The sequence below is a fragment of the Geomicrobium sp. JCM 19038 genome, from assembly GCF_000698125.1.
Lineage (GTDB): Bacteria > Bacillota > Bacilli > Bacillales > Marinococcaceae > Geomicrobium_A.
The window spans coordinates 324,269-344,991 of the sequence record NZ_BAXA01000002.1 but is presented as its reverse complement, the minus strand read 5'-3'; the positions used below and the strand labels follow the sequence as shown (position 1 = coordinate 344,991).

Here is a 20,723-nt window from a genome sequence, read left to right as displayed (position 1 = left end):
CCTTACGCTTTCGAATCAAACGCTGAAAAATGCTGCTTACTTTCATTTCCTTGTACTTGGTTCGGTGGCTGATATGACTGTGAATTGTCTTCTGGTCGTAACATATCTAACGTCGCTTCGACTACAGATAAACTATCGGTTACGAGTTGATGGTTCAATTCATTTTGATCTTTCAACTCTTCAATTGTCGCTTTAAGGTCTGTTCTAAGGGATTGCAAGACGTTCTTTTCTTCTTCAGGTAAATACTCTAGCCATTCATTCATTGGCAAGTCTTGCACATGCTTTGGACAATACCACTTAACAACTTCTTCACTTCTCGATTTCCGTTCGCGCTCAAGGTAACGCAACTCTTTCATCTGCTCTGCTTCCAGTTTCACGAGGTCTTGGATCCCCTGAATGTCAGCTTTTTGAAGGCATTCTGTCTTCTTCTTCGCAAGCGATAACAAATAATGATGTCGTTGCTGAAGTTCTTCTAACGTTTCTACAAACTGATGAATTTGACTCATCTAATCATCACCTCATCGACCATTCCAAAATTCATAAAGCTTCTTCGCTACTGCTCGTTCATCGATTTCATACGTACCATTGTCAATCTTTTGTTGTAGCTCTTGAATACGCTTATCACGTTCAGTTGGAACAGGCTCTTCTTGCATTTCTAACGCTTTCGAAGAGATCTCTACCGAATCCTTTTTCTCATGCCCTGACGCTTTAGACTGGACGTTTTGTGCGGATGATTGGTAATAAGAATGAATAGAACCGTACGGATTAATCTTCATATTCATGATCTCCTTCCATCGTGGTCGTTTCTAACATAATACGTTTGTTTACGTTTATTATCGCTTTCTTCCATATGTTCAGCAAGGTCTTTTGACATTTGCTTTTCGCATGATTTACACAACTTTCCGTATCTCGTTTTCACTTTACAAAAGTAACAAGACCATTCGAAATTCGGTAAGTCAATCAACTGAAGTCGTCCTTGAGAAATGTAATCCAAAATACGCTGCTCAGAAACTCCAGTCGCACTCGACGTCTCAGCAATCGTTGATTGTCGATTTTCTCGTCGCCTTAAAAACGTACTGACTCGTCTAAAATAGGCTTCTTCTTGTTGGTAGCAACGAGGACAAAGATCACGAATCGTTTTCACGTACAAACTCCCACACGATACACAATTAACTAGTTCTGTCACGTTGCCACCTCTCTACTGTTCTTCTACTTAGTATATCGGCTAGTACATGCGAAGTTTAAGTATGACGAAAGGCTCACAAATCAACTCCGAAATAATGTCATTGAACTGACTGAAGTTGCCCCCGCTTCAAGTAAAACCGTCGCCGCTTTACGAACAGTCGCACCCGTTGTATAAATATCATCAACCAACACCACATTCTTTAACATAACGCTCTTTCGATCCGTCACTTCAAATGGCCGAGAGCGACCTGCTACCCTTTGCCAACGCAATTTCTTGCTCGTTTTTTCTTCATGAATGACACGAATAAGAACATCGGTAATGTTTGTTCGTATACAACGTGCGATCACTTCTGATTGATTAAAACCACGCTCGATCATTCTTTTTTCGCTTAAGGGTATTGGAACGATGAGGTGTTGATTGAAATTCCTTGCATACATTCGTTTCAGTTCTTGTTCAAATGCTTTTGCAAGAACAACGTCTCTTCGGAACTTAAAGCGTGCAACAAAGTCTTGTGCCCAATTATTATAGGAAAGAAGCGATACATTACGGCTTAATTTGTTCGACCAATAAGTACTTTTCTCCCAACGAACGCAGTCTAAACACACGGATGAGTCTGCTTGAGGTCTATAACAACGACTGCAATGAAGCGCATTAATCCATATCATTTGCTGCGAACAAGCGTAACAAAATCGACGATACTCACGCCTTAAAAGCGTATCCCAGCTTAATTGCTCGTCAATTGGTTTTTGACAATAAAGCAACTGCTCATCTCTCATTCATCCTTTTAATCTGCTTAACTGCCTGCTTCATCGCAATCGTCGTCCCATCATGTAAAAAAAGAACGTCTCCTTTTGGATCTTCTAAACTCCGACCCGCTCTGCCTGCAATTTGGACGAGCGCTGCAATTGTAAATACATCGTTTTCAGCACCTAAAATAAACACATCAACACTCGGAAAGGTTACACCTCGTTCTAAGATCGTCGTTGTAATTAGACAATGATACTGTTTATGGCGAAATGCTTCGACAATTTCTTTTCGCTTGGCGTGTTGACTGTGAACACAAATGATATCTTTACGAGCAATGATTGATTCTAGTCGCTCAGAAACGTTGATACTCGGTACGAAAATGAGTAATTGTCGGTCTGACTCTCGTTCTTGACGGTTCATCCAAGCTTTTAATTTAGGAGGTAGTTTTCCACGTTCCACATAAGAACGCCAATCACCAATCCATTTTAAGCTAGGGACAGGCAAAGGGAAGCCATGATACCTGCGGTTAATCATAGCAATTTGGTTGTTAGTTTTTAACTTTTTTATAAGTGATTGTGGAGGAGTAGCACTTAAATAGTAGAATTTTGCAGAGGGCTTTGCCGCTTTATTGACAGCAAAACGAAGAGATTTATCGTAGTGATAAGGAAATGCATCGATTTCGTCGATGATTACAACGTCAAAGTATTGAAAATAACGTCGCGTTTGGTGCGTTGTTGAGATAACTAAAGGTGCAGATTGAAAACGTTCTTCACTTCCGCCATAAAGAGCGATACTCCGTAAGTTCGGAAATGCTTGTCTGATTCGGGGGATTAACTCAAGTACAACATCGGTTCTAGGGGTCGCAATAAGTAGCGTTTTCTTTTGATCAATCGCTTCAATAATAAGCGGGAAAAGCATTTCAGTTTTGCCTGCACCACACACCGCCCATACGAGCAACTCATTGTCTGTTCGATGTTGGAGAATTTCAACCATTTGGTTGGAGGCACGCTTTTGTGCGTCGGTCAGTAAACCATGCCAATTCAGTCGTGTCTTTGGAAATGGTTCAGTAATCGGAATATGGACGAGTGGTGTACACGTCGTTACTTTACCCATCATGATGCAAGAACGACAATATAAGCACTCGTTACGGCCGCACCAATAACAATCAAACATGGCGAATTGCTCTTTATCTTGATTCCCACAACGGTTGCATGTTGGTGCAGAACGCTTTAATGAAATTCCTATACTAAGCTGCACAGTTCCTGCAATCAATTGGCGACGAGTAACAATTTGTTGGTCAGTGAGCTCACTTGTGAGTAAAGACTTCCCTTCTAGCGTCGGAAGTGGCGGACTAGGCTTAAGGTGTGTAATGACTGCAGCTTCTGATTGTACGTCGTCATCTTGCTGGACCAAGTCACACGGTAATACGACTGGCTCCAACTGTCCTTTCGGAACAACCCAAACACATTTCAAAAGCATTCCTCCTAAAAAAAGACGGCTAAGCCGTCTTTAATTACTTTCATACCATGTCACTCCAATAGAATTCTCCCCGAGGTGCGTACCAATAACAGGGCCAAAATATGAGATGGAAACGGTAACGTTATCGTACTTTTCCTGAATCTCCTTTTGAATTCGCTCTGCTTCAGGTAAGGCATTCGCATGAATGACACTAGCATTTATTTGTTTACCTTCACTTGCTGATTGATCAAGAAAACTTAAGACTCGTTGCAAAGCTCTCTTGTACGTTCTAACTTTCTCATAAGGCACGATGACTTTGTTTTCAAACGTTAAGATCGGCTTAATTTTAAGTGCACTACCAATTAAACGTTGTGCACCGCTTAAACGCCCTCCACGATGAAGGTGATTTAAGTCATCAACGATGAAGTAGGCTTGTAATGTTTCACGTACCTCTGATAAACGCTTGAAGATTTCATCCACATCTTTACCGTCTTCGATCATTTGTGCAGCTTCCCTAATGAAAAATGCTTGAGGTTCACAACTGATCTCACTATCAAAAGGATATACCTTCGCATGTTCAATTGAACGTGCCGCACTCACAGCTGTTTGGAACGTTCCACTAATTCCACTTGATAGATGAAACGACAAGATTGCATCGTGGTCTCTTGCTAATTGCTCGTACGTTTCAATGAAATGACCGAGTGCAGGTTGAGAGGTCGTCGGTAGATCGGGGAAGCTTCTCATCTTATCGTAAAACTTCTCGTATCCAAGGTTTGTTTCTTCAATTGTCTCTTCCCCGAAGTTCACACTTAAAGGAAGTACTTTAATTTGATATTGCTCGATCGTTTCCTGATCAAGATATGCTGTACTGTCGGTTACAATCGCTATTTTTGACATATTTGGACCCCACTTCTCCATTATGTTCCTATGTATACTATAAGTTTTTTTCAAACTAAATGAAAGAAAAACAGAAAAAAAGTCGAAGCACGTAGGATGCTCCGACTTTTTTATTATCTTACTTTGACCCAGCCTTTTTTAATGGACTCAACAACAGCTTGCGTACGGTCGTTTACGTTCATCTTCTGAAGGATATTACTTACGTGGTTCTTAACGGTCTTTTCACTAATATAGAGGTCTTCACCGATCATTCGGTTACTAAAGCCATCAGTCATCAGCTGTAGAACTTCACATTCTCTACGTGTCAGAATGTGCAGTGGCTTGCGGTATTCCACTTCTCTAAAGCCAACCTCAGTTTGATCGCTCGTTGCCGCAACACGATCACCTGTTGCCAATCGGCGGTACTCTTTAATTAGGTTGTGCGTGACTTTCGGGTGAATATACGCCCCACCTGAACCGACCACTTTCACTGCTTCAATGAGTGCATCTGCATCCATCTCTTTCAATAAATAGCCTGCAGCACCTGTTTTTAATACGTGTGTCACATACGTTTCATCATCATGAATGGAAAGAATTAACACTTTCACATCAGGAAATCTTTCAATGAGGTGCTTTGTCGCCTCTACTCCATTAACTCCTGGCATGTTAATATCCATTAGAACAACGTCTGGTCGATGTTTCGCTACGAGTTCAGCAGCTTCACTACCGTCGTCTCCTTCAGCGACAACATCAAATTCGTTCTCCATCGCCAATATACGTTTGACACCTTCTCTAAATAATTTATGATCATCAATTAGAAGAAGTTTTATTTGATCCTGTTCTCGATCTAACATCACTATACTCACCTCTCCGCGTACAAGGATCTACTCCTCGTGCGTCGCGTTAAAATTCAAAGTCTATTAAACTTCTTGTTTTAATTCAACAGGTACGGAAAACATTAACTTAGTCCCTTTACCCTTAGCACTCTCAATGGTAAATTGACCTTTCAGCATGTTGACTCGCTCTTTCATACCCATTATACCGAAACTACCTTCTTTCTTCTCTGACTGATCAAACCCTAAACCATCATCAGAGATAATGAGCAGTACCCGCTCTTGTAGTAACTGTACTTTAACAATAATTTGAGACGCATTTGCATGCTTTAATGCGTTTTGGACAGCTTCTTGAACGAGGCGGAACAGCGCGACTTCTAAATTCGGCTCCATTCTTCGTTCATCGCCTAGTACGAGAAAACGTAAATTCACATTCATGTCTTCACGCTCATCTACTGAGCTTAAATACTTTCGCAATGTGGGAATGAGCCAAGATCATCTAAAGCCATTGGCCGTAAATCATAAATGATTCGCCTTACGTCAGCAAGGCTCATCTTAATTGCTTGTCTAACGTCTTTAACTTCTTGAAGTGCACTTTCAATGCCCTGATCATAATAGAGACGTTCAACTAATTCAGCGCGAAGTAACACATTCGCTAAAAGCTGGGCAGGACCGTCATGAATATCCCTCGCAACACGTTTTCTTTCAGCTTCTTGCGCTTGGATAATCTTCAGACCAAAAGCTTGCTTTTCTTTCGCGTCTTCAACAATTTCTCCTACTTCACGTAAGTCACCAACGAGGAAATTATGAACGACTGACACTTGTCCAACGAGCAATTCTGCTCTTTCAATCGTGTCCTCAAGCTCGAGCAACCTGCGCTCAACTTGATCCCGTCGCTCTCTAACTTGTTTCTCTTCTTGATTTAATACGGCCAATTGTATTTGATGTTCGTTGGCATGCTCATACGCTTTCCGAACTTCTTCATTACTGTACTTTCCAAATTCACGACTAACTTCTGCTAAGCGGTTGCGGGCCAATTTGGCATGGATTTCTTTCTGATCTGTCAATCGAATGATCTCCGCAACTTTCACACGCAAATCTTTTAATTCGATCTCCAACCCCGCGTATTCTTTTCTCGTTTTCTCACAGATTTCAAAGATCTGTTCTTTACTATCTCTAACCGTGTCCATCATTTGCTCAATGATTTGGTCTAGCGATTGTTTAGAACCCATTCCATAATCACCAGCCTTTCGAATCGTTTGTTTGACACTATCGTGCGATTCGATATGATTATTTTAGCACATTCTTAGAGGTCTAAACGGCTATTAAGAAGAAAAGTTCAAGAAATAACATATTCTGCGTTAGTTGTTATACAAAACGCTGACATGTCTGACACTATCATGTTTATCGCTTTTCGTGTGTTACAAAAACATTATAAAGTAGTTACAGTCTCGAAAGGGGAAATTCCACTTTATGCTCAATTCGTACTATACAATTAAAAAAACGGGTCAAGCTGAACAAACAATACAAAAATCAAGATTTATTACGCACATGAAACGTGTAACAACTGAAAATGAAGCTAAGGAATTCATTGAAACGATAAAAAAGGAACATTGGAATGCAAATCATAACTGCTCTGCTTATGTAATCGGTGAAAATGATGAAGTTCAAAAAGCCAATGATGATGGCGAACCTTCGGGTACTGCAGGAGTGCCTATGCTAAATGTCCTCCTCAAACAAAAACTAAAAGATACAGTTGTCGTTGTAACACGATACTTTGGAGGAATTAAGCTCGGTGCAGGCGGGTTAATTCGTGCATATGGAAGCAGTGTTTCCGTAGGTATAGAAGAAATTGGAGCAGTTGAACGAAGCCTAATGCAACACTACGAAGTAACGTCTTCCTACGAATTGCTAGGAAAAATAGAAAATGAACTTCGTCAATCAGCGTACATGTTAATTGACATAAACTATGCAGAAAATGTAACCTTTCTCACAGCTGCACCCGTTGAAGAAACAACAAATTATGAAAACTGGCTCGTAGAAATCTCGAACGATCGTGTAACGTACAATGCAACAGAAACGTCCTATGTTGAAGAAGATCGCGAAAAAAGATAATCCAATAATGAACAAAGTTAGACAAATTTCCCGGGAAATAGTCAAGAAAGGAGGTTCCTATGGAAGAAGAACAACAATCAAGAACGCTCCAACGACGTAAAATACGTAGAAGACGTAGAAGAAAACGAATTGCTGTCTTTTTCATAACCGTAGCAACGCTTTTATTCCTCGTTGTAGGGGGCGGTTTAACGTGGGCATGGTCGCAAATATCAGGCTTAACGAACGATACGTTCAAACCACTCCCAAGGGAGATATCTGATTTGCGCCCCGACCAAGAGTCCGTAAACATACAAGACGATCATGTATCCGTGCTCTTTCTAGGTGTGGATAGCCGCGAAGGCGCTGTTTCAGGCCGAAGTGATGCCATGATCTTAGCTACGTTCAATCGTGATGACTCCAGCGTTAAAATGCTCAGCATCCCTAGGGACTCCTATGTAGAGATTCCAGACCGTGGCTCTGAAAGAATCAGCCATGCTCATGCTTATGGGGAGCACGATTTAGCGGTCGAAACCGTCGAGAACTTCCTTGACGTACCTGTTGATTATTACGCAACGATTAATTTTCAAGCATTCATAGAGATTGTTGATACTTTTGGTGGCATTACGGTCGATTCCGATATTTCGTTTTCCGAACAAGATTCAGAACACAACCCTGATGCCATTTTCATTGATGAAGGTGAGCAAGAGCTTAACGGTGAAGAGGCCCTCGCTTATGTTCGCCACCGTAATACAGATGGTGACCTCGCACGAGGAAATCGTCAAACGGAGGTCATCGCTTCATTAATTAATGAAGCTACGTCAATTTCTAACATTAGTAATTATGATGATGCATTTAAAAGCTTGGAAAATAATATGAATCATAATATTGAAGGTTTTCAAGAACTTATTGCCTTTCATTCATATGCCTCTTCTTTAGACAGTATGGAACGATTTCAGCTTGAAGGAACGTTTGAACGGATTGACGGATCTGAAGTCATTGTCATCGACGACACATCACTTGCAAATGCGCGATTGAAATTGCGAAACCACCTAGAATTAGACGATCCTGAGCAGCCATAGGCTTGGCAACAAATTCCGACACATTTAGAAATAACTTTATTTACTTTTGTTCTACTAATCATGTAAAATATATCTAATGTGTTTTGAATTAAAGTGAACGAAGCATGGAAGGAGCCAGCTTTATGGCGAGAGAACAAACACGTTCCTTACGTCTTGAACGCAAAAGACGTCGAAAGAAACGTATCATAGTTTCAATGATTACTCTTGCATCACTGGCTTTTATTGCTGTAGGGGTTGGACTTGCATATACCATTTATCAAGCTGATCAAATCACTCGTGATACCGATGTACAACTTGATCGAGGAACGGTATCAAAGCAACGAGATGTTGAAGTTGACCCTTCCATAGACAATATATCCGTTTTATTTCTAGGTGTAGACAATCGCGATGGTCAAGTTTCTGGGATATCTGACGCTATCGTCTTGGCAACATTTAATCACAGCGAACAATCTGTAAAGATGCTAAGCATCCCTCGAGATTCATACGTAAGCATTCCAGGTAGAGAAGCTCATGACAAAATTAATCACGCCCATTCATTTGGAGGTACTGACCTTGCCGTAGAGACGGTTGAGAACTTCATTGATGTGCCCGTCGATTACTATGTGACGCTTAACTTCCAAGCATTTATTGATATTGTGAATACATTCGGTGGTGTAGACGTTGATGCATCTCACGCCTTCAGTGAACAAGATGCAGATGGTAATCCAGACGCCTATCACATTCAAGCCGGGGAACAAACGTTAACTGGGGAAGAAGCTCTCGCTTACGTTCGTCACCGTAAATCAGACGGCGACCTCGCTCGCGGGGAGCGACAAACCGAAGTGATTCAGGCACTCATTGAAGAGGCAACATCCGTTTCTAACCTCTCCAATTACAGCCAAGCGTTCCAAGACCTCCAAAACAACATGAAGCACAATTTTGGAAGTTTCAATAACATCAGTGCTTTTCATAATTATGTCACTTCATTAGATGACATAGAGCGACATCAATTAGAAGGTGAAGGCACTTACGTGAATGGTGTGTTTTACTTTGATGTGGACGACACATCACTTGCTAATTCAAGAATTGCACTTCGCAATCACCTAGAGCTTGATGATGACTCCACACCTATGGACCATACTGAAACCGCAGGTGAGAAACAAAACGATTAAAGCGATGAAAAGAATATCTTTTCATCGCTTGTTTTTTGCCGATTGCTTTCAAATTTGATATATTAAGAGCGTTACTAATGCCTACATCATGAATTACTAGTAACGATAAGGAGGCTTTTATGAAAGTCAAACATATAACGATATTGCTCACACTTATCGTTATTGTCGGGGTCGCTTGGGGTGGAGCCTTTATTGCTGCCAAAAGTCAAGACCTTACATTCGAAGACCCGTTTTTAGAACAGGCGATACGAGAGGATCTACACTTAGAAGAAGGTGAAGGTGTTACAGCAGAACTTGCTCGTTCAATTACTTCACTTGATTTATCTAACCAGCAAATTGAAAATCTTTCAGGCCTTGAACATTTTGAAATGCTCAATTCCTTAGATTTAACGAATAACAAAATTGAAGACATCACAACCCTTTCAGAACTTGAAAGACTTGAAACACTTTCTCTTGAAAATAACAATGTTTATGAGATTGATTACTTAGCTGAATTATCGTCGTTAACAAGCCTGAACCTTAGGGAAAACCACGTGGAAAACATTGAGCCCATAACAGAACTCATTTATCTTGAAGACTTGAACCTTCGTGAGAACCGAATTACTTCTATTGATTCAATCTCAGGATTAGAATTTCTAGAAGATCTAAATTTACGTTACAACGAAATTACATCCATCGAGCCAGTACTTACGCTGCCTTTATTACGTGAGCGTCTTTACGTTGAAGGAAACCCTATTGAAGATCTCCTTACACTAACTAATTTGTATGATGAGATTGAGGACATCGACATTCCTCGCCCAGAATACCATGTAACATTCTCTCAACAAGGCGGGGTCTATCAAGAGCCTTTTGTTGTAGAAATTGATACTCTTGCAGACGCTGATGGTATTCTACGCTATACCGTTGATGGCAGCGAAGTAACTGAAGACTCACCTGTCTATGATGAAAACATTTCAATCAATGAGGGGCAGACGGTTCGTGCAAAGTTCTTTAGCGACAACGGCCAAGAAGGACCTGAAGAAGGCCAATCTTACATCATCGATGAGGAAAGTCATTTGCCCATCGTTTCAATTGCTACCGATGAAGCGAACCTTTGGGACGAAGAATATGGCATTTACACACCAGGGATTTACTATAATCCAGATGCTGAGAATCCAAACTTAACAGGTAACTATCATCAAAGTGGCCAGCATTGGGAACGTCCTGTATTTATGCAAATGTTTGAGCCCGATGGTGAAATTGGGTTAACGCAACACGCCGGAATTCGGATTCACGGCGGTGCATCACGGTCTCTAGACCGCAAATCCTTGCGCTTCTATGCTCGCTCTGATTACGGCGAAAATCGATTTCGTCATTCACTATTCGGTGAAGAAGAGCGTGATTACTATAACCGCTTTATTCTAAGAAATTCTGGTCAAGATTGGCATCGAACATTATTTAGAGACGCGATGATGCAATCGCTCGTTGAAGATTTAAATATGGAGACCCAATTATATCGGCCAGCAAAGCTCTATGTAAACGGTGAAGACTGGGGATTATTTAACATTCGTGAACGTTACGATAACCATTATTTCAGGTTTGCTCATGACGTTTCCGAAGAAAACTTAGATTTATTAGAGAATCACGGTGAAGAAGTAGAAGGCTCGAATCACGACTTTATGCAACTTCGATCAATGATGACGACCTCTGACTCTTCGGACCCAGAAGTTTATGAACAAATCCAAAATGAAATTGATATTGATAACTTTATCGATTATCATATTTCACAAATTTACTTTGGTAATGTTGACTGGCCACATAACAATGTAAACATTTGGCGTGAACGGCCTCATGGTAAGTGGCGATGGGCGCTGTTTGATACCGACTTTGGTTTCGCTTTACCGACTACCAGGTCTTCTGCTATGCATAACACGTTAGAGCACGCAACGAACGAGGCCTCTTCTTGGTCAACATTTCTGCTACGGTCATTACTACAAAATGAAGAATTCAAGCAAGAATTTATTAATCGCTATGCGCATTATTTAAATACTCGTTTTGAAGCGAATCACGTTATAGAGCGTATTAATGAATTCCATGCAACATTAGAACCAGAAATGCAAAATCATATTGAACGTTGGAATGAGCCTGTTTCACTTGATGAATGGGAGGATCAGGTAGATATTTTGCGTGATTTTGCAATGAACCGTCAACAGTTTAATCGTGCTCACATCGCTCAACACTTTGCATTAGATGGTTGGAGTGAAATGACAGTTATTAATACTCGTATTGATGACTGGGGTCTTGCAGGCTTTGACTTATCTGAAGCTAAAGATGGCGACACAAGTATTTATTTTACAAACACACCAATCCAAACTGATTTTAATGAAGAAGTTGACATACAATCTTCAAATGAAGATGTTGTTCAAATAACGAGCGACAATTCAATCTTACTTGTGGGTGAAGGCGAAGCAGATGTCACAGTAACGAATGCTGAGGGTAATTCCATCCTTCAATTGCATTTCAACACAGAGCATGTAGAACAAGATGATCAGTATGTTGAATTAGGCGAAGGAAGTGCGGAACCAACTCATAACGAAACAATCTCATGGATTAGTAGCGATGAAAGTATTATCGCTATAGAGGAAGACGGCACTTTTGAAGCCCAACAATACGGGGCTGCTACCTTATTTGGAATAGATTCTAGTGGTGAGATTGTAGAAGTACAGCATACTCACGTAATGGAAATCGCTGAATCAGGCACGACCATCAATCCTAATGCAGAAGGTGCCATTAATTATGTTGGCGGATGGTCTGAACGTTCTCGTGATGAAGAAGCGGATCACGTGATGCGGTATTCTCAAGAAACAGGAGCTACAGCGACATTTAGTTTTATCGGTACTGGGTTTGAATGGACAAACATATCGAATTTACCATTTGGTGAAGCCTCTGTATATGTTAACGGTGAGCTATATGATACAGTTCAGGATAACGAGTCTTCGTTTGAAGTGACGAACTTAGACGAAAATCAGCACGTAGTTACAATTGTTGTAGATGATGTTAGCACTGATGAAGATGACGAAAGTTATGTCAGTATCGACGAAATTACGATTAATTAACACATATTAAAAAAGCAAGAAGGTGCATGTTGTGCACCTTCTTGCTTTTTTTGATTTAACTGCTAATTAAGGTAACGTATAATAAAGCTGTGTGTAATAAGGACGATTGTTACGTGATTCATCAAATGCAATCCCTACACCTGTATGTGTGTAGTTACCAAGAAGTGCTTCACGATGGCCCTTATCAGAGTTCATCCACCCCTCGATTGCATCCAACGGACGGACTTGACCACGAGCCAAATTCTCGGCTGCTGAATGGTATTCTACTCCATCAGCATCCATTCGATCAAATGGACTAAGACCTTCAAGGTTTGTGTGACTAAAATAATTGTGCCTTGCCATATCTCGACTATGATTTAAGGCAGTCTCTGATGCATCATCTAAACGCTCTAGTGAACCTAAATCGTAAGAGGCACGTACAGCATTTACGAGATAAACAATTTGAGTTTCATACGTGTTACGAATTGTACCTGTTGCATCAGGATAGTATTGATCATATTCATCTTCTACTGCTTCATCAATAACAAATACACTAGAAACCTCATCACCATTATGTGAATCATAATAATACGTTACATAGTAATCATTTACTGAGAAGAGATCTTTTTGTCCGTTGTCAACCCGATAGCGCATTCCGTCTTTTACGACTATTGATTCCGGCTCCCTAACTGCTCACGTACTGCTGATTTGCTAGACCCTTTACTTATATCATTAGTTGAACGCCAACGCTCCTGAGGTGTTAATACAGCAACAACTGTTTCGTCTTCAATCCCGTATTGAATGTAACGATCCCAGTCATCATGATAGACGTACCAACGGAATCCGTACTCACTATCTAAAACTTGCTCAGGGTCACCGTGAAGACGCTGTAGCTCTTCTGCTGAATCTCCAATCCTAATTCCATCAAATGTCCATTCGCCACCGTAAAAGGTTTCGTTCGTTGATGACGTTCTATAGTCTTCGTTGATTGCCCTCGCCATAAACACACTGAATTGCGCTCTAGTCACTTGCTCATTAGGGCTATAGCTTCCGTCTCCTTTACCTGTCGAAATATAATTCGTAACAACAGGAGCAATCTCATCATAAGCCCAATGCAAATGATTCAAATCCCTAAACTCGACTTCGCGATCTGCTCCTAAATCAAATGCCCTCGTTAATACAGCACTCATTTGCGCTCGTGTTAGCGGTTCTGAAGGGCGGAATTGATCATTCTCCCCTCCGGTCATAATCCTGCGGCATTTACTCTCTGAATGGCGTCATAATTCGAGTGCGATTCATCAACATCTCCAAAGTCTCGATCTTCTGAAACATCATCTAACTCAAGCGCACGATCTAACATCACTGCGGTCTGAGAGCGCGACACCTGCCGATCAGGACGAAAGCTACTATCTGGATAACCTGTAATGATTTCTTTAGAAAATATGTACTCAATTTCTTCAGTTGCCCAATACGAATCATTCACATCGCTAAAGGAGCTTGCGTTAGCCTCAAATGATGGGTAAACAAGTAATGTTACCACTAGTGCGCTAGTGCCCAAAATTTTCTTCATAGGTGTACCCCCTCCATCTCTTTCTTTCATAATAACAAATATTACTAGTTATGAGGCAAAAAAAGCTACGTAACGAGTCGTTACGTAGCTTTTTTCTTAACGATAGAAGTCTAGCACTCCTTGGTACAGTGCTTCGCCCGCTCTTGCCGGATAACCAGGTTGACGCATAATGCTTGCATCACCAGCATTCGTTACAAAACCAAGCTCGATCAATGAAGCTGTCATGTTTGTATTTCTTAGTACTGAGAAGTTCGCAGGGTCAACTCGACGATGATTCATGCCAGTATCACGAACGAGACGATTTTGAAGCACAGTTGCTAACCTCCGACTATCAGGACCATCATTTGGATGATAGAACGTCTCTGCTCCTCTAGCACTTGCAGCAGGAAACGCATTTGCATGAACACTTATGAAAAGATCGGCGTTGGCTCGATTTGCAATACGAGCGCGTTCAACCAATTCAATGAACGTATCATTTGATCTTGTCATAATAACGTTGGCTCCACCACGCTCCAAACGATTTGCAAGCTCTCTAGAAACTTGTAAATTAAGCGTTTTTTCAACTAGTCCATTGCCTGTTGCTCCAGAATCATGACCACCATGTCCTGCATCAATGACAATTGTTCTTCCTGCAAGCGGACCATTCCCTGTTGATCCAACAGTTAAATGCTCAACACTCGTATAGCCTTCCCCACCAGAGAAGGAAACTCTAACCCAGGGTCCATCATTCACATATTCATAGATTTGTACTTGTGTACCTCGTGATAATCGATGAATGATAGCGTGACTTGCGCCCGGACCGCTCCGCACAACAAGGTTGTGATGACTCACAGTGGCTGATTCAATCGCTTCTCCAACTTGAGTGACATTCATGTGGTCTGCATGAGTATAGGCAACTTGCCCATTGTATAAAATCTTTACCCACGGTCCCCCATTGATGAACTCATAAATCTCAACAACATTACCATTTAGTAAATGTCCAAGAGAGTCTGAAGAACCACTAGGACTTACTCGAACCGCAAGTCTTGAAGATGTATTTACAACACCTGTAGCTACAACATCACCAAGTTCATCAACTGGATCTGTAACGGCTGGTGGCGTAGGTTCAGGTGTGGATGGGTTATCTTGTATTCGTAGATAATCACGGTGAGTATAGGCAATACCACCTTTGAACGTAATTTTCACCCACGGTCCACTACCAATTCGCTCATGAATAATTACCGCATCTCCTCGAGTCAATGCACCTACTCGTTCTGATGATCCACTAGGACTCGTGCGTACAGCAAGGTTATTGTGATTCACTACCCCACGCTCAATAATTGGTAACGACGAACCTGCTACATCAAGTAAGGTTAAGTGACCACTATGTGTGTAAGCATCGCGATTATTAAAGCGCACTTTTACCCACGGGCCACCATTGACTTCTCCATAAACTTCTAACGCATCGCCAGTTGTAACACCACCTACTCGTTCAGCCGTACCACTCGCTGAATGACGAATTGCCAAATTACGATGCGTAACGATACCAATTGAAGTAATACGATCAGGTTCTGGCTGAACGATTTCTGGTGGCTCTGGCGCCTGATCTTCTTCAATTCGTAAATAATCAAGATGAGTATACGCATAACCACTCTGATAATTTATCATTACCCAACGAGAATTCTCTTGATATTCTGTAATCTCAACTTCGGTACCAGAAGTCAACCGCCCTAAGATTGTAGCACTCCCGCTAGGGCGATCTCGAACAACTAAAGTATTCGCTGTCACAACTGCTCGATCTAACACTTCTCTTTCTACTTCACTTGGGACGTCTTGGTCTGGGACGTCCTTCTCTATTTTTTGAATGTAGCTACTATGTACAAATCCTGTACTAGCATTCATTTCTATCTCATACCATTGTCCTTGGTTATGAACATTGAGAACCTTAACCGTTGATCCGTTACGTAACTGTCCAACACGATCATACGATGTTCCTGGACCTGATCTAACGTTTAAAGCAGAAGAAACGACAACCGTTCCGTCAAAAGGCACATCTAAAGTAGCAGCTTCAGCCGTTAACGGTTGAAAAACAGAACCTTTATGTAAATCTGTAAACCACGGCATGCAAAGAACGACAGCCACTAGAGCGAAAAGAAACACACGTCGACGCATATGTGCCAAAACCCCTTTAATTATAAATTAAGACCCTCTCTTCCCTCCTCCATTTTTCCTAGTTAAATATGCTCGCATTATAGCATATCATGGAAAAGTTTGTCATAGCGTAACAGTTTCGTTACAAAAAACATCAATAAACGGGATCACTCTTGTTATTTCACTGAAACTCACCATGACAATTAGCGTCAAATTCATTGTCAGAACTTTAAAGATCTTTTGAATGACCTTTTCTTTTTCAAGTAATTCTTATACACTAAATTAGATGTAGAAAACTAGATTTACCTCCGTGTAGACCTTAAGAATTTAAAGGAGATTACGATGAATAAATGTATTCCGATATTCCTTTCGTCGGTGCTTTTTCTTACCGGTTGTTCAACGATGGGAATGGAACGTCACCTCGCTAATGAACGTGAAGTAGACCTTGAACAATTTGGGTATGAAGAAGACGATGACTTCACTTTAAATGAGTCTGTCATGTACAACATGTCTGACTTAACTCGTCTTGATCAACTATCACCGAGTCATGTCTCAAGTATTATCGCTGACGACCTAGATGCTGGTCACTATAATGAATGGATTGTTTTCTTTAGAGATTGGGTGGATGAAGAGCCCGAAGAAGCTGCACCTTTTACAAACCTTTATTACGATGCTTTGCTAGCACACATTGAAAGTCCTTTCCCTAATTCTGAAGGACTAGTAGATGATGCCATTCAAACGTTTTCTGAACAATATGAAGCAGATCCTTTGGATCACACACGTACATTAAGGCTTGCACGAGCATTAATGGAATCGGGCCGAGATGTAGAGCGTGGAGCAGAGATGATCTTTGCTTGGGCAGACTCTGCTAATGATGAGGAACTAGGGAGCGATGGGTTCTTTACAATTGCAAGAGCACATCATCATGTTGGCAATTATGAAGAAAGTATTGAGATTTACGATCAACTAGCCACGCTTTCTCCAGATGATGCGTCAATTTATTATTTACAAAGTCAAGCCTACCGGGAAATGGGCGACGATGAACGTGCACAAGATGCAATGGAAATGGCATTTGCACCGTCTAGAAACCTCATTACTAACTTTGGGGACGACACACTTAATTTCTATCAACAATTTTTAGAAGAAAGTGTAGATTAATACTCCAATTTATTGGTTTGTCTGATCGGAAACAATGAGGAGGATGCATACCATGTTTTCAGCTGTGAAGAAGTTTATTCCAGATCACCAGCAAAAACAAATTAAAAAGTTTGAGAAAATCGCTCAAACTGTAAACGAATTAGAACCAAGTTATCAAAGCTATACAGATGAACAATTACAACAAGTAACACACCAGCTTAAAGAGCGACTCCAAAATGGAGAAACACTTGAAGCGGTTACACCTGAAGCGTTTGCCGCTGTAAGAGAAGCAGCATTTCGAGTACTCGGCATGCGACCTTATGATGTCCAATTGTTTGGTGGACTAGCCATTAGTCAAGGTGACATTGCAGAGATGGGAACAGGAGAAGGGAAGACGCTAGTTGCAGCTTTGCCTAGTTATTTACGAGCACTTGAAGGTAAAGGTGTGCATGTTATTACTGTCAATGATTACCTTGCCAAACGTGATTTTGAAACAATAGGACAAGTACATCAATTTTTAGGACTAACAGTTGGTATAAATCACTCACAACTAACACCAGAAGACAAAGTAAAAGCATACGATGCCGATATTACTTATGGAGTAGGTAGTGAGTTTGGGTTTGACTATCTACGAGACAACATGGCAACAACGATAAGTGATCGTGTACAACGTCCTTTTCACTTCGCTATTATCGATGAAATTGACTCAATTCTTATTGATGAAGCTAAAACGCCACTTGTCATCGCTGGGAAAACAACCGTGCACCCAAACCTTTACTACGTTTGTGCACGAATGGCTCGATCGTTCAAAGAAGATAAAGACTATTCTTATGATCGTATTGCAAGATCAGTAAACCTCACTGACTCAGGGATTACAAAAGTTGAACGGGCGTTTGGAATTGACAACTTATATGACCTCGAACACCATGTTCTCTATCATTTTGTACTTCAAGCTCTAAGAGCTAAAGTAATGTTCCATAAAGATGTCGACTACATCGTTGATGAGGACGTAATTAAACTTGTCGATATGTTCACTGGTCGCATTATGGAAGGAAGAAGCTTAGGTGAAGGCTTACATCAAGCAATTGAAGCGAAAGAAGATTTAGAAATCACGCAAGAAAATAAAACGCAAGCGACCATTACGGTTCAAAACTACTTCCGGATGTATCCATCACTCTCTGGAATGACGGGTACAGCAAAAACTGAAGAAGAAGAAATGCAACAGCTATATGGCATGGATGTAATACAAATCCCATCTAATAAGGAACGCATCCGTATTGATAACGATGATGTCATTTTTAGATCAAGTGCAGAGAAATACAACGCTGTAGCAATAAAAGTAAAAGACTTACACCAAAAAGAGCAACCTGTTATCGTAGGAACAAGTTCCATTATTCAATCAGAAACTGTAGCTAGTTACTTAGATGAAGCTGAGGTTCCCTATGAATTGTTAAACGCAAAAAGTGTTGAAAACGAAGTTCAATTGATTTCCCTTGCTGGACAAAAAGGACAAGTAACGATTGCCACGAATATGGCAGGGCGAGGTACAGATATTATGTTAGGTGAAGGCGTTGCCGAACTCGGTGGTCTTTATATTCTCGGCACAGAAAGACATGAGAGTCGTCGAATTGACAACCAACTCAAAGGCCGCTCTGGACGTCAAGGCGACCCAGGGATTACGCAATTCTACATCTCACTTGAAGATGATATGGTGCAGCGGTTTGCACGAGAAGATATTGATGAACTTCTACCAAAACTACATATCAATGAAAATGGCATTATTTCGGATGAGGAGGCAAAAATTCTAATTGATCGTTCTCAAGATATGAGTGAACAAGGGAACTTTTCCATCCGTGAGTATAATTTGAAATTAGACAATGTCATTTATGACCAGCGTAAAGTCGTTTACGAATGGCGTGATAAAGTCATGACTGACGAGAATCCATTATCGATTTGGATTGAAAGCTTAAAGTCAGCTTCAAAGCGGCTTGTAGAAGAGCATACTCCTGAAGAAGAAGTCCCTGAGAATTGGGATCTCGTACAACTAAAAGAAACATTTCAAGTCATGGTACCTGTAATGTCAGAGTACGAGTTTTCAGCAGTTGAAGAAACTGAAGACATCCAACAGGTCGTTAACAACGCTTTAGTTGATTACCTTGCAGTACTTGAGCCTTTACAAGAGAAAAGTGGTGTACAAGCTCAAGCTCGAAAGGTAATGCTCAGTGTTATTGATTCCTATTGGTTAAAGCAATTAGAAGATATGGCAAAGTTAAAAGAAGGAATTAACTTACGTTCATACGGTCAAGAAGATCCACTAAGAACGTACAACAAAGAAGGCTACGAGTTATTTACTCGAATGTACAACCAGGTGGAGCGTGATGCTTCAATGTACTTAGCTCGAATTTTGCGACCGCTCACATCAGTAACAAAAGGAGTGAAAAACCATGCGTAACTTTTTTTCAAAAAAAGACAAACAAATGCAATTAGAAGGAAATGAAATGCCCATTTCTTCTAAAGACCTTTTGCATGACGAAGTAGCAAGTACAGTTGAAACAACAAATGAAGTCGAAACCGAACTATCGATCCACCCAGACTGGAAGCTACCACAAGAAGATATTTACTCTTTTCAGTTCCTAAACATTGAATGTTCACCACTATTACCGAACCAGTTGTCAATCTCAGGCATTAAGATTGAAGAACCGGAAAACAACGAAGGTAGTTGGAAGCGACCGTATTTATTCGCCATAGCATGGATAAAACCATTGAGTTAAAAGAGACAACTTTAGCACTTCTTGATCACCATGATCAAGTTATTGGTCGGAAACAAATCAACTTAAAAGAAGTCGGCAAACTACCACCAAATAGTAGTCGACCTTGGGTAATTGCTTTTTCACAGAAAGAGTTAAATGTAGGTGAAAAGCCTGAAAACGGATGGAAAGTCGTTTTTCAATTAAAACCTTCTCAACGAAAGCATTCCCTAGATCTTGATGAAAAATGGCAAAAGACACTACCTAGTAAAGATATTGAGGATCTAAAATCACTCGTTAATCGACTAGAACGTCCAAAAGTATCAGAAGTTAATTTACTCGGGCTAAAGGCCGCTACTCGAGAAAACGGGGATGTGCAGTTAATCATTCTCATAAGAAATGGCTCAGAAAAAACGGTTAACCTTGAAAAAGTTCCACTCGTACTTGAAGATGCTACTGGCGATGTGCTAGCTAAAGCTTCCTTCACGCCAAAAGATCTAAAAGTAAAAGCAAATACAAGTAAACCTTGGGTTTTTATTTTCCCGCAAAGTATGTTAATAAAAGAATCGTATTCACTTGATAAATGGAAAGTATACATGCCAAAGAAATAATTGTTTTATTAGGCTGATGAAGTCATTCAT

At 40.7% G+C, this 20,723-nt stretch carries 19 protein-coding genes and 1 pseudogene; 8 read left to right on the top strand and 12 right to left on the bottom strand.

Annotated elements, in window-relative coordinates:
* Positions 1–2: 2 nt before the first annotated feature.
* The 8 genes and pseudogenes from JCM19038_RS04465 to JCM19038_RS04430 form a co-directional block, all read right to left on the bottom strand.
* On the bottom strand, positions 3–506 hold the full coding sequence (locus tag JCM19038_RS04465; protein WP_042414973.1) for a flagellar protein FlgN: 504 nt from the start codon (positions 504–506) through the stop codon (positions 3–5).
* A gap of 12 nt (positions 507–518) precedes the next feature.
* Complete coding sequence (flgM, locus tag JCM19038_RS04460; RefSeq protein WP_042414970.1) at positions 519–776, bottom strand: flagellar biosynthesis anti-sigma factor FlgM; 258 nt, start codon at positions 774–776, stop codon at positions 519–521.
* A 2-nt stretch (positions 777–778) separates the two neighbouring features.
* Positions 779–1,186, bottom strand: a complete 408-nt coding sequence (locus tag JCM19038_RS04455) for a TIGR03826 family flagellar region protein (protein WP_042414967.1) — start codon at positions 1,184–1,186, stop codon at positions 779–781.
* 80 nt (positions 1,187–1,266) lie between these two features.
* On the bottom strand, positions 1,267–1,791 hold the full coding sequence (locus JCM19038_RS04450) for a ComF family protein (protein ID WP_052361067.1): 525 nt from the start codon (positions 1,789–1,791) through the stop codon (positions 1,267–1,269).
* Between the two features lie 160 nt (positions 1,792–1,951).
* Positions 1,952–3,406 carry a DEAD/DEAH box helicase gene (locus JCM19038_RS04445; protein ID WP_052361066.1) on the bottom strand — a complete coding sequence of 485 codons (1,455 nt, stop codon included), beginning with the start codon at positions 3,404–3,406 and terminating at the stop codon, positions 1,952–1,954.
* 36 nt (positions 3,407–3,442) lie between these two features.
* Positions 3,443–4,288 carry a DegV family protein gene (locus JCM19038_RS04440; protein WP_042414962.1) on the bottom strand — a complete coding sequence of 282 codons (846 nt, stop codon included), beginning with the start codon at positions 4,286–4,288 and terminating at the stop codon, positions 3,443–3,445.
* 113 nt (positions 4,289–4,401) lie between these two features.
* Positions 4,402–5,121, bottom strand: a complete 720-nt coding sequence (locus JCM19038_RS04435; RefSeq protein WP_042414959.1) for a response regulator transcription factor — start codon at positions 5,119–5,121, stop codon at positions 4,402–4,404.
* A 66-nt stretch (positions 5,122–5,187) separates the two neighbouring features.
* A pseudogene (locus tag JCM19038_RS04430) lies at positions 5,188–6,332 on the bottom strand (sensor histidine kinase).
* 241 nt (positions 6,333–6,573) lie between these two features.
* On the opposite strand from JCM19038_RS04430, the gene JCM19038_RS04425 reads away from it, so the two are divergent.
* From JCM19038_RS04425 to JCM19038_RS04410, 4 genes are all read left to right on the top strand, one after another.
* Positions 6,574–7,215, top strand: a complete 642-nt coding sequence (locus tag JCM19038_RS04425; protein ID WP_042414957.1) for a YigZ family protein — start codon at positions 6,574–6,576, stop codon at positions 7,213–7,215.
* A gap of 59 nt (positions 7,216–7,274) precedes the next feature.
* Positions 7,275–8,273, top strand: coding sequence for an LCP family protein (locus JCM19038_RS04420; RefSeq protein ID WP_042414954.1), 999 nt, complete (start codon positions 7,275–7,277; stop codon positions 8,271–8,273).
* 122 nt (positions 8,274–8,395) lie between these two features.
* Positions 8,396–9,424 (top strand): LCP family protein, encoded by a 1,029-nt coding sequence (locus JCM19038_RS04415; RefSeq protein WP_042414950.1) that lies wholly within the window; start codon positions 8,396–8,398, stop codon positions 9,422–9,424.
* A 119-nt stretch (positions 9,425–9,543) separates the two neighbouring features.
* Positions 9,544–12,519 carry a CotH kinase family protein gene (locus JCM19038_RS04410; RefSeq protein WP_042414947.1) on the top strand — a complete coding sequence of 992 codons (2,976 nt, stop codon included), beginning with the start codon at positions 9,544–9,546 and terminating at the stop codon, positions 12,517–12,519.
* A gap of 66 nt (positions 12,520–12,585) precedes the next feature.
* Here the strand turns inward: JCM19038_RS04410 and JCM19038_RS24265 are convergent, their stop codons facing one another.
* From JCM19038_RS24265 to JCM19038_RS04390, 4 genes are all read right to left on the bottom strand, one after another.
* Entirely contained in the window at positions 12,586–13,170 is a 585-nt protein-coding gene (locus JCM19038_RS24265; protein ID WP_255343344.1) for a CAP domain-containing protein, read from the bottom strand.
* The gene (locus tag JCM19038_RS04400) at positions 13,167–13,745 is read right to left on the bottom strand and encodes a CAP-associated domain-containing protein (protein ID WP_042414943.1); all 579 of its coding nucleotides are present in this window, start codon (positions 13,743–13,745) and stop codon (positions 13,167–13,169) included. The genes JCM19038_RS24265 and JCM19038_RS04400 overlap by 4 nt, the downstream gene beginning before the upstream one ends.
* The gene (locus JCM19038_RS04395) at positions 13,742–14,068 is read right to left on the bottom strand and encodes an S-layer homology domain-containing protein (protein ID WP_042414941.1); all 327 of its coding nucleotides are present in this window, start codon (positions 14,066–14,068) and stop codon (positions 13,742–13,744) included. The genes JCM19038_RS04400 and JCM19038_RS04395 overlap by 4 nt, the downstream gene beginning before the upstream one ends.
* Before the next feature lie 96 nt (positions 14,069–14,164).
* Complete coding sequence (locus JCM19038_RS04390; protein ID WP_042414939.1) at positions 14,165–16,219, bottom strand: SH3 domain-containing protein; 2,055 nt, start codon at positions 16,217–16,219, stop codon at positions 14,165–14,167.
* 321 nt (positions 16,220–16,540) lie between these two features.
* Here JCM19038_RS04390 and JCM19038_RS04385 point away from each other — a divergent pair, with 321 nt between their 5' ends.
* From JCM19038_RS04385 to JCM19038_RS04375, 4 genes are read left to right on the top strand one after another with little or no spacing between them, the layout of a single operon-like run.
* The gene (locus tag JCM19038_RS04385) at positions 16,541–17,356 is read left to right on the top strand and encodes a lipopolysaccharide assembly protein LapB (protein WP_042414937.1); all 816 of its coding nucleotides are present in this window, start codon (positions 16,541–16,543) and stop codon (positions 17,354–17,356) included.
* Positions 17,357–17,408: 52 nt separating this feature from the next.
* Positions 17,409–19,787 carry an accessory Sec system translocase SecA2 gene (gene secA2 / locus JCM19038_RS04380; RefSeq protein ID WP_042414934.1) on the top strand — a complete coding sequence of 793 codons (2,379 nt, stop codon included), beginning with the start codon at positions 17,409–17,411 and terminating at the stop codon, positions 19,785–19,787.
* A complete protein-coding gene (locus JCM19038_RS24260; protein ID WP_052361065.1) occupies positions 19,780–20,106 on the top strand; it encodes an SLAP domain-containing protein in 327 nt (108 codons plus the stop codon). Before secA2 ends, JCM19038_RS24260 begins: the two co-directional genes overlap by 8 nt.
* Positions 20,055–20,693, top strand: a complete 639-nt coding sequence (locus tag JCM19038_RS04375; RefSeq protein ID WP_193745037.1) for an accessory Sec system S-layer assembly protein — start codon at positions 20,055–20,057, stop codon at positions 20,691–20,693. Before JCM19038_RS24260 ends, JCM19038_RS04375 begins: the two co-directional genes overlap by 52 nt.
* Positions 20,694–20,723: the final 30 nt, after the last annotated feature.